Source organism: Variovorax sp. GW821-FHT09A10 (assembly GCF_059418385.1).
On sequence record NZ_JBWKPT010000002.1, the window covers coordinates 1,341,879 to 1,357,641 of the forward strand.

The following is a 15,763-nucleotide window of genomic DNA, read 5'->3' on the forward strand; positions in this document are numbered from 1 at the left end:
TGCCGCATCGGCCGTCGCTCCCCGGTGCCCGGCGCCGCGCCGCGTGTACCCTCCGTGCCTTGAAAGCCCCCGCATGCACCCCCTGCTGACCTCCTACTTCTGGCACGGCGACACGCTGCGCAGCCGCAGCGTGAGCGGCATCGTGCACGCGGCCCTGCTCGAGGTGCCCGAGCCTCCGGCGCGCCTCGTGGCCGACTGGCAGCGGGAGATCGCCACGAACGTGCCGCTCGAACCCGGCGATGTCGAGCCCATGCCGCTGGCCCGCGCACGCACGCGCTGGCCCGACTACGCGCAGTGCGTGCAGGCGATGTCCGGCTGGCTGGGCACGCTGGGCCTGCCCGCGACGCTGCTGCCGGCCAGCGACGTCGCCCTGATGGCCTGCCGCGGCGCCCGCTACCACCACGACGGCGCGCAGTACGGCGGCGCGGCCTTCTGCAACCTGTTCCTCAGCGAGGACAAGGGCCTGGACGTGCACTTCCCCGTCACGGGCCACCGCATCGCGCTCACGCGGGGCACGGCCCTGCTGTTCGACACGGGCCAGCCCCACGCCGTCGTGCCGCGCGGCAGCGACCACGGCTTCGATGCGGCCGACTTCCCGTCTTCGCTCGATCGCACGCAGCTGTTCCTGACCTGGGAGCTGTCGATCGAAGACGCGCAGGTGGCGCGCCTGCTCGGCGTCGGCTTCGATGTCGATCCGGACACTGCGTCGCGGCTCGATGAAGAACAGGTCCGGGTGAACGGCGAACCGGCGCAGGTCTGCCCGAGCTCCGGCCGCTGGCGCAGCGGCGAGTAGCGAACGAACGATCAATCGCCCTGGCGGTAGTGAGTCCCCGGCCGCGCCGCCGAATCGATGATGTCCCGCCACGACTTGCCCGCGCTGCGCAGTTGCTCGATCGACGGGCCCAGCGTGTTGCCGTAGCGGCTGTGCGACCTGGCTTCGAGGGCCTGCAGCTCGTGCGAGGGCGTCAGCGCGCGGTAGTGCAGCTTGAGATCGTCCCGCTGCGCGAAGACCCAGCGCGCCACCTGTTCTTCATCCACGCCATCGGCCAGCATCCGCTCGGCCGCAGGCCCGAGCGCGGCGACGGCCGCTTCGTAGGTCTGGCGGACGTTGGGGTGTGGTCCGGTCATTCCGCGCACTCGCACCGGGGCAAGGTCTCGCGGCGGTAGCCCACGTCGTTGGGTGCGCGGTACAGCGGATTGCGCGGTTCCGATGTCAGGGCGCCCGCTTTCGGCGCACAGCTTTTGCTGCAGCGCTCGCGCAGGTCGTCGCTGACCTCGGCGCGAGCCGCCTTGCGCTGCGCGGCCGAAGGCGCCATCCAGGCGACGACCGCCGCGTAGAGCAAGGTGATCGCGACCGCGAACCAGAAGCGGTGCCACCCACTGCGGCGCAACGAATACCTTTGCATGAAGTCGCGAAACGAGGTCACGCGGTCGATGTTAATCAGCAGGGGGCGCTACAGTGGCCCTCTCCCCCCATTTCCTTTTTCGTGCATGCCCGGAGCCCCGACGATGCGCCACCTCTTCAACGTGTTCGGCCGCACCCTGCGCGTCGAAATGACCGATGCCCGCTGGCGCAGCCACTGGGTCGGTGCCGACGGAAAACTGGGTCTCGCCCAGCTCGCGATTCCGCCGGACGTGGCGCCGGCCGACCTCGCGCAGTACCTCTACGACATCTACCACGAGAACGCGACGCCGACGAACGGCGATGTCTTCGAGATCGGCGCGAAGTGAGTTCGGCGCGGCTATCGCTGCGCGGCCTTCGATGACGCACGCAACAGCAGCCAGGCCACGCCGCCAAACGCCAGCACGAACACCAGCAGCGGCCCCACCTCTCTGGCCCTGAATCCCTGGGGCACGACGTTGGCAAGCAAGGTCCACGGCACCAGCGGAAACGCAAGCAACACCACCACCGCAGGCACATGCGCGTGCAGCGGAAAAAGAACCAACGCAAGGCCCGTCGACAGCAGGCTCGCCACCAGGTACGCGAACAGAAGCTTGAACACCACTTTCATGCGGCGATTCTGACCGCCTCCTTGCCCAAGCCGGGGTGACAGATGACACGGCAATCTGCTACACCTCGCGGTACTCGCCCGTCCCCCTGCGCAAGGAGATCCGACCGATGGCCCCAGCCAAGAAGCGCGTCGCCGCGAAGAAGCCCTCGCCCGCTGATACGAAAGTCCCCAGGATGCCGCACGGGGTGCTGACGCCGGCGCTATCGTCCGGCAGCGTGCGGCTCCACGTGAGCGGGCAGATCAAGCTGCTCAACAGCTGGGTCGATCTCCCGCCCGAGATGGCCGCCGCGATGGTGGCGCAGTCGGCACAGGCCGACGCGCCCGCCGCGGGCCACCTGCCGGGCGAAGCCTCCCCCGCCCTCACCGCCGCGCTCGCCGGCACGGCCGATGCGCTGTGCACGCGGCTCTCGCCGGTGTCGACCTTCGGGCTCGCGCAACTGCAGCGCCTGCCGATGGACGTCGAGACCTCGATGGACCCGCGCCTGCAGTTGGCGGTGATGAACCGCCGCGCGGGCAAGCAGAGCATGCCCATCTCGTCCGCCGACGGCGACTCGGTGCCGGTGGTGGCGCGCGTCACCAGCCATGCCGAGTGGGCCGACATTCCCGACGTCGATGCGGGCTCCGACATCGGCACCGCCGACGACGGCACGGTGCTCGTCACGGGCCGCATTCCGCTGGGCAAGGCCGAGGCGATCCGCCAGCATCCGGCCGTGCTCAGCATGAAGGCCTCGCAGCCGGTGCTGCCGGCGCTGAACAACACCATCGCTTCGATGGGCGTACAGGCCGACAGCCCCGCGCTCGCCGGCACGGGCGGCGGCAGCGGCGTGGTGATCGGCGTGGTCGATTCGGGCGGCGACTTCGCGCACCAGAACTTCCTGAAGGCCAACGGCAAGACGCGCCTGCTGGCGCTGTGGCAGCAAGGCGCACCGGCCAAGGCGAACAGCCCCTACGGCTACGGCCGGCTCTTCGAGGCGGCGGACATCGACAAGGCGCTGAAGAAGGCCGACCCGTACAAGGCGCTGGGCTACGACCCCGGCGCGGGCATGCCGGGCAGCCCGGGTTCGCACGGCACGCATGTGATGGACATCGCCGGCGGCAATGGCCGGGGGTCGCTGCAACCCGGCGTGGCGCCCAAGGCCGACCTGATCTTCGTCGAGATGTCGGCCCGCGACATCGCCTGGACCGGGCACAACGCGGTGTTCAGTTCCTTCGGCGATTCGGTGCAGATGCTCGAAGCGGTGAAGTTCATCTTCGACCGCGCCGGCGACAGGCCCTGCGTCGTCAACCTGAGCCTGGGCACCAACGGCGGCCCGCACGACGGCACCTCGCTGGTCGAGCAGGGCTTCGATGCGCTCGTGTCGCAAAAGCCCAACCGCGCGATCGTGCTGGCGGCCGGCAATTCGCAGGAAGACAGCACGCACACGGCGGGCACGGTGCCCGGCAACGGGCACCTCGACGTGTCGTGGACCCTGGTCAACGGCAAGGGCGGCGAGTTCGAGCTCTGGTACGGCGGCAGTCAGCGCCTGCGCGCCGAGCTGCTCGGCCCCGACGGCGAGGTGTTGGCCAGCGTCGCACCGGGCGAAAACTTTCCGCTCGGCGCGGGCAACGGCGAGATCGCCGCGTTCCTCAGCAGCCGCATCACCGACCCGAACAACAAGGACAACGTGATCGGCATCTGGCTCGCACCCAACTGGCCCGACGGCGAATTCAAGGTGCGGCTGCACGCCCTGGCCGCCGACGACGTGCCGTTCCACGCCTGGCTCGAGCGCCTGGACAGCGGCCAGTCGTACTTCGGCCAGCCGGTGAAGTCGCACCTGCTGGGCTCGCTGTCGACGGGCAAGCTGTCGATCGTGGTCGGCGCGTACGACGCGCGCAAGACGGGCGAGCCCGCCGCCAGCTTCTCGAGCGCGGGCCCGACGCGCGACGGCCGCCCCAAGCCCGAGGTCAGCGCACCCGGCGTGCAGGTGAAGGCCGCGCAGTCGCGCACGAAAGACGGCATGGTGAAGAAGTCGGGCACCAGCATGGCGGCGCCGGCGGTGACGGGGCTGGTCGCGCTGATGCTGGCCAAGGCTCACAAGGAAGGCAAGAAGCTGACCATCGCCGACATCCGCGCCAAACTGAAGGCGGGCGTCAAGCCCGGCGCGGGGCCGGCCGGCTGGGACCCGCAGCGCGGCGACGGCCGGGCCGGCAGCGGCGCGATCTGACGATCCAGCCATGACCCCCACGCCCGGTGCGGTTGTGCCGAACCCGAGCGGGGGGTGTAATCTGTGTTCCCGCCCCCATCTGCCCTCTCATGCCCATCGACTTGCGCTCGCTCAAGAAGCTCGACTTTTCGGCCGCCCCCGCGCCGGTGTCGGGCGAGCGCGTCGTCGTGCTGGTCAAGCTGTGCGAGGGCGCCGAGCGCCCGGACTACATCGCCGCGCGCGCCGACATCTCGCCGGGCCTGTTCTCGGCCGAGATTCCGCTCGACAAGCTCCAGCAGCTCGAAGCCGACCCGGCCGTCGAGTCGGTCGAGCTGTCGCGCCGGCTGCCCAACATCTCCTGATTCCCCTGACAAGCGACCCACCCGGGTCGCTGCCTTCGCGCATGCCATGCCGGCAGGCGCCCGCACACGCACGCCCCACCACCCAGCCCAAGGAGCTTCCATGAAAGTGCTCGACGATGCCGCGCGCGCGGCGGTCCGGTCAGTGATCGCCACCCACCAGGCGCAGCTGGCCGCCCTGCCCGGCTACGTGGCGGCGGAGCCGGGCTTTCCGCTGGTCGATGGCCGCTTCCTGCGCGAGCCGGCCGTGATCGTGCTGGTCGACCGCAAGCGCCCGGTGTCGGAGGTGCCCGTGGCCGAGCGCGCGCCCCGGCAGCTCGGCCCGTACCGCGTCTGCGTGATGCAGGCCGACCCCGCGCGGCAGCTGGCCGCCAGCGCGGACTTCGAGGACACGGTGAACGCGCTCGCCGAAGCGGCCGTCGACCTCGTCTACAAGCCGCCTGCAGGCCAGCCCATCGACAAGGTCTACAACGTGAAGCAGCCCTTCCTGTGCCACGTCGGCCCCGACGCGGGGTGGCCGGTACTGAGGCCCTTTCTCGAGGGCACCACGCGCTCGCTGTCGGTGGCGATGTACGACTTCAACGCCGACCACATCGCTCAGGTCTTCATCGACCTCGTGCGCAACGGCGGCATCGCGGCGGCGCTGAGCTGGGACGACGGCATGACGAAGGAAGAACAGGTCATCCGCAAGAAGCTGCGCAAGCTGCAGCAGGAGGCCGACTTCAGGGCCTGGCTCGTTCAGTGCGGCAAGGGCCGCCGCTTCGCCAGCGCGTACCACGAGAAAGTGGCGGTGCGCGACGGCAAGGCCTTCTGGCTGTCGAGCGGCAACTGGAGCAAGCGCAGCCAGCCCGACATCGACCCCGTGGCCACGCCCGCGCAGGCCAAGGGCATGTTCAGCAAGGGCAACCGCGAGTGGCACGTGATCTGCAACGACGCCGCGCTCTCGAAGGTCTTCGAGAAGTACATCCTGCACGACCTCAAGGCCTCCGAGAAGGAAGAAGCCGACGGCGCGGCCGACGCGGCGCTGGACGTGGCGCCCAAACTCACGTTGCCCGACGTGTTCGTTCCACTCGACCACCTGCTGGAACAGGCCGTGGCCTTCGCGGGGCCCGTCGTGCCGGTCGAACCCGCACGGTTGCCGGCGGTGAAGACCACGGTGAAGGTCCAGCCCGTGCTCACGCCGGACAACTACCTGCCGCACATCAACGCCCTCATCGACAGCGCACAGACCTCGCTGTACCTGCAGTTCGCCTACATGACCTGGAGCGATGCCGACAAGGACGCGGACTTTCGCGCGCTGCTGCGCAAGCTGGCGCAGCGCAGCACCGAACCGGACCTCGACCTGCGCATCATCCTGGGTAGCACCAGCGCGGCCGACAACATCCGCAAGCTGGTCGAGGCGGGCTGCAACCAGGATGTGTTCCGCGTCCAGGGAAGCATCCACAACAAGGGCATCGTCGTGGACGGCCAGGCGGTGCTGGTGAGCAGCACCAACTGGTCGGGCGACGGCGTGCTGCGCAACCGCGACGCCGGGCTGATCATCCACAACGAGGATGTGGCGCAGTACTACCAGCAGGTCTTTCTCGACGACTGGGACTCGCGCGCCAAAAGCCGCGTGGACGACGATCCGCCGGTGACGCTGGCCTCAGCCGGCGCGCCCACGCCGCCGGGCATGGTGCGCATGTCGTGGAGCGACTATCACGGGTGAGGCAACGGGCCGTCCGGTGCCGCCTCGATGAAATCCACCGAGTGCAGCACCCGCCGCAGTTCCGGATCGTCCGAGGCCTGCCACGCCGGCAGCTGCGCCAGGAAGTGCGCGATGAAGCGCGCCGCCGCGTGCGACGGCGCCTCCTGTGCGCGGCGCACGATGCCCACGACGTTGCTGTGGAAGCGCTCGCGCAGCTGCAAGGTCACGAGCGCATGGCGCAGGCTCTCGGTTTCCACCAACGGCCAGGGGCAGAAGGTGAGCATGTCGGTCTTGCGCACGAGGCCCAGCATCATCGACGGTGAATGCGCCAGCTGGATGCGCTGCACGGGCGCGGCCAGGCCGTGCTGGCGGAACAGGTTGTCCAGAAAGCTCGCGCCCTCGCCCGGCGTGAAGTTGAGCACCCAATCGTCCTGCAGCAGCTCGGCCATCGACTGCGCGCCGGCCCGCGGATGGCCGCGGCGCGCCACCACCGTCATGTCGTAGCGGAACAGCGGCTGCGCCTGCAGCCCCTGCATGGCCTCGTCGGGGCCGATGCGGCCGATCAGCAGGTCGAGGCTGCCTTCGCGCAGCCGCGGATAACTGAGCGCGGAGAGGCCGTCGAACATCTCGAGCTGTACGTGCGGCAGCTCTTCGCGAAACAGCGACACCACGCGCGGCAGCAGGGTCTGCGTGATCCAGGGCGTGATGGCCACGGTCAGGCGCTGCTGCGCGCCGGTGTCGCGGTGGCGTGAGAGCGTGTCTTCGGCCTGGCGCAGCTGGGCCAGCACGCGCTGCGCATGTTCGAGCAGCTCCAGCCCGGCCGGCGTGAAGGCGATGCCGCCGCCGTGGCGCGCGAACAGCGCCACCTGCGCATGCGCCTCGAGTTCGCGCAGACCCTGCGTGACCGTGGCCTGGGTGACGCCCAGCGCCCGCGCGGCGGCGCGGATGCTGCCTTCGGAGGCGACGGCGGCGAGATAGCGGAGCTGGTGCAGCTTCATGGCGGCCGATTATCCGCAGCCGCGCGCGGCGACAGGCTGCGCCCGCCCCCGCATGGCGGCGCCTGTCTGCCCCCGCAGGCAGCGAATTCCTAGACTCGCCGCAAGACAGCAAGGAGACAGATTCCCCCATGACGACCTACACCGTCGACAACGCCGCCGCCCTCGACAGCGTGCTGCCCGCCGTGCGCGAGGTCGCGCCCGAGATGGTCGGCCTGCGCCACCAGATTCACGCCCACCCCGAGCTGGCCTACGAAGAACACGTCACCAGCGAGCTGGTGGCCACGCGCCTGGCCGACTGGGGCTACGAGGTGCACCGCGGCCTGGCCGGCACTGGCGTGGTCGCCACGCTGCAATGCGGCACGGGGACGCGGCGCCTGGGCCTGCGCGCCGACATGGACGCGCTGCCGATCCAGGAAACGACCGGCCTGCCCTACGCCAGCCAGGTGCCCGGCAAGATGCACGCCTGCGGCCACGACGGCCACACCAGCATCCTGCTGGCCGCCGCGCGCGTCATCGCGCAAGAGCGCGGCTTCGACGGCACGCTGCACCTGATCTTCCAGCCGGCCGAGGAAGGCCTGGGCGGCGGACGCCGCATGGTGGAAGAAGGCCTGTTCGAACGCTTTCCCTGCGACGCCATCTTCGCGCTGCACAACATGCCCGGCTTTCCGGCGGGCAAGTTCGGCTTCAAGGAAGGCTCGTTCATGGCCTCGTCCGACTCGGTGACGATCACGGTGACGGGGCGCGGCGGACACGGTTCGGCGCCGCACCTGTCGGCCGACCCGGTGGTGGCGGCGGCGCACATCGTCGTGGCGCTGCAGACCATCGTGTCGCGCAACGTCGACCCGCGCGAGATGGCGGTGGTGTCGGTGGGCGCGATCCACGGCGGCGACGCCCCCAACGTGATTGCCGACAGCGTGCAGATGCGCCTCACGGTGCGCGCCTACCGCCCGGAGATCCGCGCCATGCTGCGCGAGCGCATCACCGAGCTGGCACAGGCGCAGGCCGCCACGCTCGGCGTGAAGGCCGAGGTGGACTACCACTGGCGCTACCCCGCGCTGGTCAACGACGAGGAATCCACGCGCTTCGCACGGCAGGTCGCGCGCGACTGGCTGGGCGACGACGGCCTGCTGCCGCCGCTGGCGCCGCTCACGGGCAGCGAAGACTTTTCTTTCATGCTCGAGCGCTGCCCCGGCAGCTACCTGATCGTGGGCAACGGCGAAGGCGAGCACCACCGCACCGGCGGCTGCATGGTCCACAACCCCGGCTACGACTTCAACGACGCGATCCTGCCGATCGCGGCCAGCTACTGGGTGCAGCTGGTGCGGCGCTTCCTGGGCGCGCAGGCCTGAACTGGCCCTCTCCTTTCCCACTCCTTCGTACTGGAACCGCGATGACCCGTCTTGCTTCTTCCGTTTCGCGCCGCGTGGCACTGAGCGCGCTCGGCGCCGCCGCCTTCTGTGCCGCCGCCCCCGCGTTCGCGCAGGGTACCTACCCCGCCAAGCCCATCAAGCTGCTGGTCGGTTACGCGCCGGGCGGCTCGGTCGACATGGCCGCGCGCGTGGCGGCGGACATCCTGTCGGCCAAGCTCGGCGCGACGGTGGTGGTCGAGAACGTGACCGGCGCCGCGGGCGTGGTCGCGGCGCAGCGCGCGGTGAGCAGCCCGGCCGACGGCTACACGCTGCTGGCCGGCTCCAGCAACGAGATGGCGGCCACGGTGCTCGTGAACCCCGGACAGCGCTACGACCCGGTGAAAGACCTGACCCCGGTCAGCCTGCTCGCCGTCGCGCCCGTGCTGCTGGTGGCGAGCCCGAAGGTGGGCGTGAAGAACCTCGACGAGTTCATCGCGCTGGCCAAGCGCAACCCCGGCAAGTACAGCTACGGCAGCTCGGGCGTGGGCTCGACGCTGCACTTCGTGGGCGAGCAGATCAAGCAGCGCGCGGGCCTGTTCCTCACGCACATTCCCTACCGCGGCACCGCCCCGCTCACGAGCGACCTGGTCGGCGGCACGCTGGACTTCGCGATCGTGTCGCCCACCGCCGCGGCACCCTTCCTGCAGGGCGGGCGGATCGTGCCGCTGGGCGTGTCGTCGGCCAAGCGCTTTCCCGGCCTGCCGCAGGTGCCGGCGCTCGGCGAACATCCGCAGCTGAAGGGCTATGAGCTGAGCGGCTGGTTCGCGCTCGCGGGCCCGAAGGACCTGCCCGCGCCCATCGTGCAGAGCTTGCGCGCGGCGCTGCAGGCCGGCCTGGCCGACCCGGCGATCCGCCGGCGGCTGGAAGAAGGCGGCTCCATTCCCGCCACGGGCAAGGAAGACCTCGGGCAGATCATGCGCGAGGACACGGCCAAGTACGCAACGCTGGTGAAGTTCGCGAACATGCGCGACTGAGGCCCGCCGGGCCGTTTCAGCGCGGGGCGTCGCCGCCCTGCCGCTCCTCCACCCACCACTTCGCCTGCGCGGCATTCATCGCGCGCGCGTTGACAATCATTTCCTCGATCTGCGCACGCGTGGCCGGTGAATCCACCATCCAGGCGGTCTGCACGGCCTGCGCGGGCCCGCCTTCGGCGAGCCGGTATTCCAGACAAAAACGAACCTCATTGCTCATCGGTGATCGAACCCTCTCTCTTCGCCACCGATTCTGTCTGACTCAAGTGAAACAGAACGCTTCTTCGATGCGCCGCAGCCACAGGAAGCGATGGCATTTGGAGGCCATTCGTTCACAATGATTGCACCGTTGTCGCAGCGGAAAGGAGTGTGAAATCATGTTCGACTTCTTGTTTCGGCCCACCCACACGGCCTACTTGAAACGTGCTTCGGCACTGCTCGAAGAGGCCCAGATGGCACGCATCGAACACCAGGCGGCGGCAGAGCATCACAGCGCCCTCGCCCGCATGTACGCGGAACGCGCCCGGCGGCTCGAGAACGAGCTGTACCGGCAACCGCGCGCCGCGGAGCACGGCACCGAGGCGGTGGCGGTCGCGGTGGAAGACCGCCCGCAGCTGTACTCGCTGGATGGCAGCCGCAAGGCGACACCGCATCCGGCCGGCAGCTGACGCCGGCCCGCGCGATCGCCTCGAGGTCGCGCCCGGCGACAAGGGCGCGGCTGTGCCAATGCGGTGATCCGGGGTGATGTAATCCGGCTCCCCGGCCCTCACCGCGAGAACCCCATGCGCTTCATTGCCCGCATCGCCGCCTGCGCGGCCCTGGCCCTGTCCCAAGCCCACGGGCAAACCGCCGCGCCGTACGACGGCCCGCTGTTCGACACCCACCTGCACTACAACCAGGAAGCCTGGGACGGCACGGCCGGCCCCTTCCCGCCCACCGAGGCGCTCGCGCGCATGCAGCGCAACCAGGTGAAGGCCATCATCGCCAACTCGCGGCCCAATGCCGGCACGCAGACCCTGGCTGCCGCGCGCGAGACCCGCGCCGCCGGTGTCACCGTGGTGCCCTTCGTGCGCCTGTACCGCAACCGCGACGACTACAACAACTGGTTCCGCGACGAGAGCATTCACGAGATGGTGCTGGCCGAACTGGCGCGCGGCACCGCCAGCGGCCCCTACCGCGGGCTCGGCGAATTCCACCTGTACGAGAGCGCCAACGCCAACGGCCCCGTGGCCAAGAAACTGATCGCGCTGGCCGAAGAGAAAAAGCTCGCCGTGCTCGCGCACGTGGACGACGTGGCTGTCGACCTGCTGATGGCGAACGCGCCGTCGAAGGGCCGCGCGCTGCGCCTCATCTGGGCCCACACCGGCATCGGCGGCACGCCGGTCGAGCGCGTGCAGGCGATGCTGGAGCGCTACCCGCTGCTGATGGGCGAACTCTCGTACCGCCCCGGCCTGACCTGCGAGGACGGGCGCCTGTGCCCCGAATGGCGCGCGCTGATCCTCAAGCACCCCGATCGCTTCATGGTCGGCTCCGACACCTGGGTCAACCAGCGCTGGAGCGCCTACGACGAGATCATGCGCGGCTACCGCACCTGGCTGGGCGACCTGCCGCCCGCCGTGGCGCAGCGCATCGCCTGGGGCAACGCGGCGGCGCTGTTCGACCTGCGCTGAGGCCCGCCCGCGCAGCCGGTCTCAGGCGACCTGATCGCGCCGCGCGGCCACCTCGCGCAGCCGCTGGTGCGCGGCGCCGTCCCACGCGACCGGCTGCTGGTTCTTCGCGCACAGGTAGTGGTGCGTGAACACGCCCAGGTAGGCGTCCAGCGTCTGCTGCGCGGCCTGCTCGCCGGCCAGGTCCATGCACATCGCCGCCACCTCGCTGGTGCAGAAGTGGTCGCCGCGGCCGGAGTTGCGCAGCTTGTATTGTGTGATCTGCTCGGGCTGCAGGCTCAGCACCGGCAGCCGGTCGAGGTAGGGGCTGCGGCGAAACATCTTGCGAGCCTCGGCCCAGGTCGCATCGAACAGGATGAAGAGCGGACGCTTCGCGACACCGCCACCGGCCGCATCAGGCGACGCAGGAACGCCCAGCACCACGCGCTCGGGCGCCGCGTACTGCCCCGGGAACACCACATAGGGCTGCCATTGCGGGTCGTCCAGCAGCGCCAGCAGCGCGGGATCGGTCTCGGTGCGGGCCCAGCCGAAGGCGTAGGTGTCGGCCACCACATCGGCCACCAGCCACCCCGTGTTGGTGGGCTTGAGCGGCTCGATGTCGGCCATGAGCAGGCACACCCCCGCGCGCGTGGCCACCGGAGGGCGCACGGCGCACATGCAATGGCTGGGCACCAGCCGGCAGCCCGCACAGCGCTCACGCTTGAAACCGCCACGGGCAAGAAAAGGCTTGGCGCTGCGCGCCAGGCGCGCGGCGCGAAGGAGGGAGACGGCGTGAGGCATGCACCGATTCTCGGTGGCGTGGCCGCCAGCGCCGTGCGGCGGCATGCGCTCGCTCGCTAGACCAGCCGCAGGTCCTTCACTGCCGCACCGCCGAACACCCGCGCCACCTGCGCAGTCGACAGCCCGTACATCCGCTGGAACAACCCGCCCAGCACCGCCCGGTACTCGTTGAGCACCGCATGGTCGCGGTTCTGGAACAGCGTGGCCTGCGTCAGCGGCTGCTGCTCGCCCACGACGCGCCCGCCCGCCTGCGCGGCCAGGCCGCCGCCGAGCACCCAGTACACGGTGCCGTGCCCGTGGTCGGTGCCGCGGTTGCCGTTCTCGCGGAAGGTGCGGCCGAACTCGCTGACGACGACCACCACGGTCTGGCGCCAGCCGGGCTCGCCCATCTCCTGCGCGAAGCCGGCCACGCCGCGGCCCAGTTCTTCGAAACGGTTGGCCAGGTAGCCCTTGGCCGCGCCCTGCCCCACGTGGGTGTCCCAGCCGCCGACGTCGACAAAGCCGATGTCGAAGCGCTCGCGCATCAAGAGCGCCATGCGCCGCGCGACCTGCTCGAAGCCCTTGGGGCTCATGGCGTTGCGGCTGGCGGCGTCCATCTCGGCCTGCATGGCGCGCACCACCTCGTCGCGCACCTGGAAGCCCTCGGCCACGGGCTGCGCGAGCGCGGTGTTGCGGTACATCGACGCAATGATCTGGCTCTGCCGCGCATCGAGGGCCTGCCGCGCCACGCCCGCCAGCGCCATGTTGGCGGCCTTGGCGTCGTCGCCGCGCAGCACGATGGGCAACTGGTCGGTGAAGGCGATGGGCGACACGTCGGCCAGCGGCCCGGCGCCGAGCACGCCGGCCAGCCGGTTGAGAAAGCCCGAGCGGTAGTCGCGCCGCGCGTTGTCGGGCGCCACGCCGAGCTCGATCGCGTCCTGCGTCTCGAAGTGGCTGCGCGTGAGGTCGTCGGTGCCGGCGAAGGCAATGAAGGCCGCCTGCTTGCGCTGGTACAGCGGCAGCACGCTCTGCGCAAGCGCGGGGTGCAGGCCCCAGTCGCCGCCCTCGAGCGGCAACGCGCCGTCAGGCGTGCCGGGCCGGGGGATGGCGATGTTGGGCCGCGAGGCGTAATAGAAGTCGCTGTTCGCGGTGGGCACCAGCAGGCTGGTGCTGTCGTAGGCGCCGCGCAGGAACACGACGAGCAGCTTGGTGCCCTCGGCCGCGGGCGCGGCAACCACGCGCGCGGCGGCGCCGGCCAGCGGCGTGGCGGCCATGAGTTGCAGCAGGTGTCGACGTTGCATGACTGAGCCTTTCAACGCCGCATCAGCTCGGGCGATGCGAGCAGGAAGGTGTTCCACTCCGGCGGGTTCTTCGCCTGCGCAAGCGCCTGCTGCGTGTCGGCGCTCAGGCCGGGCTGCAGCGCATGCACGGCGCGCGACTCGGCCAGCGGTGGAAACGGCGGCTTCTCGAGCGGGGCCTTGTCGTCGGTGCGGAACAGCACGGCGCCGCCGGTGCCGATGGCGCGGGCAATCTCGAAGCGGGTGTTCATCTGCCCCGCGCTGGCCCAGGCGGCCTCGTTGAGCGGGTAGCCGTCGGGCGTCTCGTGGGCGTACAGGGTCTCGCCCATGCGGTTGATCCAGCCGATCATCGGCGTGGTGTTGAGCACCACGCGCTCGTCGTAGGCCAGCCGCACGCCCGCCACCACGTAGTGCACGGGGTCGCGGAACTTGCGGCCCAGCGAGGCCGCGAACTCGCGCGATTCGAACAGCGTCTGCAGGGTGGCGGCAATGTCGCCGTCGCTGCGCGTAAAGGTGGCGGCCATGCGCTCGACCAGCGCGGGCGGCGGCTCGTCGGCCACGAAGTACACGGCGAGCTTGCGCGAGATGAAGCGCGCGGTGGCCGGCGCGCGCGCCAGGCGATCGAGCGCCTCGTCGGTCTCGGCCAGGCCGCGCGCCTGGATGGGCTGGCCCAGGAAGGTCTTCGGGCCGTAGTCGTGCCGGTTCGGGTGGAACTCGAACAGGCCCTGGCGCACGTGGTCGGCGCGCACGGCCGGGCGCACCGCGGGCGGCGCCGCGTCGGGCGGCTGCACGCTGACGCCCACGCCGGTCAGCACGCGCGCCAACTCCTGCACGTCGGCCTGCGTGTAGCCGCCGCCCACGCCCAGCGTGTGCAGCTCCATGAGCTCGCGTGCGTAGTTCTCGTTGATGCGGTTGGCCGCGTTCTGCGCGTTGTCGAGGTAGCGCAGCATGGCCGGGTGCCGCGCGGTGGCGCCCAGCAGGTCGCGGAACTTACCGAGCGCGTGCGGGCGGATGGCGTTCTCTTCGTAGTCGCCGACCATCGCGCGCACCAGGTCCTTGCGGATGCTGACGTTGAAGTGGTTCGTCCAGAACCAGGTCATCTGCTCCTGCAGCTGGTTGGGCGCGTACAGCGCGCGCAGCAGGAAGCGCTGCTGCGCCTCGCGCGCGAGGGTGTTGAGTTCCTGCTGGTAGGCCGTGCGTGCGGCCTTCTTCGCGTCTTCGTCGGGCAAGGCGTCGGCAGCCTTGCGCCGGGCGTCGAGCGCGACGACGAGCTGGTCGAGCGGCGTGCGCGAAATGGCCATTGCGTCGATCTGTGCCTGCGCCGCCGCGGGCAGCGGACGCGGCGCGGGACGCAGCTGGCGGCCCATCCAGCGCGGCAGGCCGTCGCGCGCCAGCTCGGCCTGGCTGCCGGCGTTGGCGCCCCAGCTCACACGGTCGAGCCAGCGCAGCTGCGCGGCGGGCGTGTCGGCGGCGTGGCCCAGTGCCGTGAGCGGCGGGCCCTCGGGGCGCAGCAGGCCGGTGGAACAGGCGGCGAGCGCCAGCACGGCGGCCAGCGTCACGGCGATCGCGCGCGAGCGGTGCAGCTTCGGAGACGGCATGCGGTCGATCATGAACCGATCAACCGCTTCGCGATATCAGCGGTTGACCGACCTCGGCCCGCGCTCAGGTAAAGCTGAAAGTCAGCTTCGTTTCAGGACGAAACGGCAGGGCCGCGGCCCCGGGGCCTTCAGGCCGTGGCGGTACGGCTGGGCTCCGCACCCGCAATCTGCCGCAGCGCGCGCTCAAACACCTCGACCGGCTGGCCGCCGGAGATCAGGTGCTGGTCGTTGATGATGATCGCGGGCACCGAGTGGATGCCGGCGTCGGTGTACAGGCGCTCGCGTTCGCGGGTTTCCTGCGCGAACTCGTCGCCGGCCAAAATCTCGCGGGCCCGCGCCGCGTCGAGCCCCGCCTCGGTCGCCGCGCGCACCAGCACGTCGGTATCCGAAGGGTTCTGGCTGTCGGTGAAGTAGGCCTTCAGCAGCAGCTTCTTGAGCGCCACCTGCTTGGCCGGGTCTTCCAGCTCGGCCCAGTGCAGCAGGCGGTGGGCGTTGAAGGTGTTGTACACGCGGGGCCGGCCCCCGGCGCTGAACTCGAAGCCGACGGCCGCGCCGCGCTGGCGGATCGCCTCGCGGGCCTGGGCCTGCTGCTCGAGCGACGAGCCGTACTTCTGGTTCAGGTGCTCGAAGGTGTCCTGGCCTTCGGGCGGCATCTGCGGGTTCAGCTCGAAGGGCTGGAAGTGCAGCTCGGCCGAGACCTCCGGCGCCACCCGTTTCAGGGCGGCTTCGAGTGCGCCGAGGCCCACGGCGCACCAGGGGCAGGAGACATCGGAGACGAAATCGATCTTGAGATGGGCGGTCATGGCGCCATTCTTCATGGCG

General features: G+C 70.4%; 18 protein-coding genes. 9 read left to right on the plus strand and 9 right to left on the minus strand.

Annotation, left to right across the window (positions count from 1 at the left end):
• Positions 1-73 precede the first annotated feature (73 nt).
• Positions 74-793, plus strand: coding sequence for a hypothetical protein (locus AC07Q9_RS13030; protein ID WP_495309843.1), 720 nt, complete (start codon positions 74-76; stop codon positions 791-793).
• Positions 794-804: 11 nt separating this feature from the next.
• Here the strand turns inward: AC07Q9_RS13030 and AC07Q9_RS13035 are convergent, their stop codons facing one another.
• Both AC07Q9_RS13035 and AC07Q9_RS13040 read right to left on the minus strand, forming a co-directional pair.
• Positions 805-1,128, minus strand: coding sequence for a hemagglutinin (locus AC07Q9_RS13035; RefSeq protein ID WP_495309845.1), 324 nt, complete (start codon positions 1,126-1,128; stop codon positions 805-807).
• The gene (locus AC07Q9_RS13040; RefSeq protein ID WP_495309847.1) at positions 1,125-1,427 is read right to left on the minus strand and encodes a hypothetical protein; all 303 of its coding nucleotides are present in this window, start codon (positions 1,425-1,427) and stop codon (positions 1,125-1,127) included. Before AC07Q9_RS13040 ends, AC07Q9_RS13035 begins: the two co-directional genes overlap by 4 nt.
• Before the next feature lie 82 nt (positions 1,428-1,509).
• On the opposite strand from AC07Q9_RS13040, the gene AC07Q9_RS13045 reads away from it, so the two are divergent.
• Positions 1,510-1,731 carry a DUF7661 family protein gene (locus AC07Q9_RS13045; protein WP_143599026.1) on the plus strand — a complete coding sequence of 74 codons (222 nt, stop codon included), beginning with the start codon at positions 1,510-1,512 and terminating at the stop codon, positions 1,729-1,731.
• Between the two features lie 11 nt (positions 1,732-1,742).
• Here the strand turns inward: AC07Q9_RS13045 and AC07Q9_RS13050 are convergent, their stop codons facing one another.
• A complete protein-coding gene (locus tag AC07Q9_RS13050) occupies positions 1,743-2,012 on the minus strand; it encodes a hypothetical protein (protein WP_495309849.1) in 270 nt (89 codons plus the stop codon).
• 107 nt (positions 2,013-2,119) lie between these two features.
• On the opposite strand from AC07Q9_RS13050, the gene AC07Q9_RS13055 reads away from it, so the two are divergent.
• From AC07Q9_RS13055 to AC07Q9_RS13065, 3 genes are all read left to right on the plus strand, one after another.
• The gene (locus AC07Q9_RS13055; protein ID WP_495309851.1) at positions 2,120-4,216 is read left to right on the plus strand and encodes a S8 family serine peptidase; all 2,097 of its coding nucleotides are present in this window, start codon (positions 2,120-2,122) and stop codon (positions 4,214-4,216) included.
• An 89-nt stretch (positions 4,217-4,305) separates the two neighbouring features.
• Positions 4,306-4,557 carry a cell division protein FtsQ/DivIB gene (locus AC07Q9_RS13060; protein WP_070095020.1) on the plus strand — a complete coding sequence of 84 codons (252 nt, stop codon included), beginning with the start codon at positions 4,306-4,308 and terminating at the stop codon, positions 4,555-4,557.
• Between the two features lie 100 nt (positions 4,558-4,657).
• Complete coding sequence (locus AC07Q9_RS13065) at positions 4,658-6,262, plus strand: phospholipase D-like domain-containing protein (RefSeq protein WP_495309853.1); 1,605 nt, start codon at positions 4,658-4,660, stop codon at positions 6,260-6,262.
• Here AC07Q9_RS13065 and AC07Q9_RS13070 read toward each other — a convergent pair.
• Positions 6,253-7,239 carry a LysR family transcriptional regulator gene (locus AC07Q9_RS13070; RefSeq protein WP_495309856.1) on the minus strand — a complete coding sequence of 329 codons (987 nt, stop codon included), beginning with the start codon at positions 7,237-7,239 and terminating at the stop codon, positions 6,253-6,255. The two genes, AC07Q9_RS13065 and AC07Q9_RS13070, sit on opposite strands and share 10 nt — an antisense overlap.
• 128 nt (positions 7,240-7,367) lie before the next feature.
• Between AC07Q9_RS13070 and AC07Q9_RS13075 the strand changes: the two genes are divergently transcribed.
• Complete coding sequence (locus AC07Q9_RS13075) at positions 7,368-8,588, plus strand: M20 aminoacylase family protein (RefSeq protein ID WP_495309858.1); 1,221 nt, start codon at positions 7,368-7,370, stop codon at positions 8,586-8,588.
• A gap of 41 nt (positions 8,589-8,629) precedes the next feature.
• The gene (locus AC07Q9_RS13080; RefSeq protein WP_495309860.1) at positions 8,630-9,622 is read left to right on the plus strand and encodes a Bug family tripartite tricarboxylate transporter substrate binding protein; all 993 of its coding nucleotides are present in this window, start codon (positions 8,630-8,632) and stop codon (positions 9,620-9,622) included.
• Between the two features lie 16 nt (positions 9,623-9,638).
• Here AC07Q9_RS13080 and AC07Q9_RS13085 read toward each other — a convergent pair whose 3' ends face one another.
• On the minus strand, positions 9,639-9,839 hold the full coding sequence (locus AC07Q9_RS13085; protein WP_489057232.1) for a hypothetical protein: 201 nt from the start codon (positions 9,837-9,839) through the stop codon (positions 9,639-9,641).
• 157 nt (positions 9,840-9,996) lie between these two features.
• On the opposite strand from AC07Q9_RS13085, the gene AC07Q9_RS13090 reads away from it, so the two are divergent.
• Complete coding sequence (locus AC07Q9_RS13090; protein ID WP_307636935.1) at positions 9,997-10,287, plus strand: hypothetical protein; 291 nt, start codon at positions 9,997-9,999, stop codon at positions 10,285-10,287.
• A 114-nt stretch (positions 10,288-10,401) separates the two neighbouring features.
• The gene (locus AC07Q9_RS13095) at positions 10,402-11,289 is read left to right on the plus strand and encodes an amidohydrolase family protein (protein WP_495309861.1); all 888 of its coding nucleotides are present in this window, start codon (positions 10,402-10,404) and stop codon (positions 11,287-11,289) included.
• A gap of 21 nt (positions 11,290-11,310) precedes the next feature.
• Here AC07Q9_RS13095 and AC07Q9_RS13100 read toward each other — a convergent pair whose 3' ends face one another.
• The 4 genes from AC07Q9_RS13100 to AC07Q9_RS13115 all read right to left on the minus strand — a co-directional run bounded on the left by AC07Q9_RS13100 (position 11,311) and on the right by AC07Q9_RS13115 (position 15,744).
• Complete coding sequence (locus AC07Q9_RS13100; RefSeq protein ID WP_495309862.1) at positions 11,311-12,066, minus strand: tRNA-uridine aminocarboxypropyltransferase; 756 nt, start codon at positions 12,064-12,066, stop codon at positions 11,311-11,313.
• Positions 12,067-12,122: 56 nt separating this feature from the next.
• A complete protein-coding gene (locus AC07Q9_RS13105; protein ID WP_495309864.1) occupies positions 12,123-13,346 on the minus strand; it encodes a DUF1501 domain-containing protein in 1,224 nt (407 codons plus the stop codon).
• Between the two features lie 11 nt (positions 13,347-13,357).
• Complete coding sequence (locus tag AC07Q9_RS13110) at positions 13,358-14,941, minus strand: DUF1800 domain-containing protein (protein ID WP_495309865.1); 1,584 nt, start codon at positions 14,939-14,941, stop codon at positions 13,358-13,360.
• Positions 14,942-15,069: 128 nt separating this feature from the next.
• A complete protein-coding gene (locus AC07Q9_RS13115; RefSeq protein WP_495309867.1) occupies positions 15,070-15,744 on the minus strand; it encodes a DsbA family oxidoreductase in 675 nt (224 codons plus the stop codon).
• Positions 15,745-15,763 lie beyond the last annotated feature (19 nt).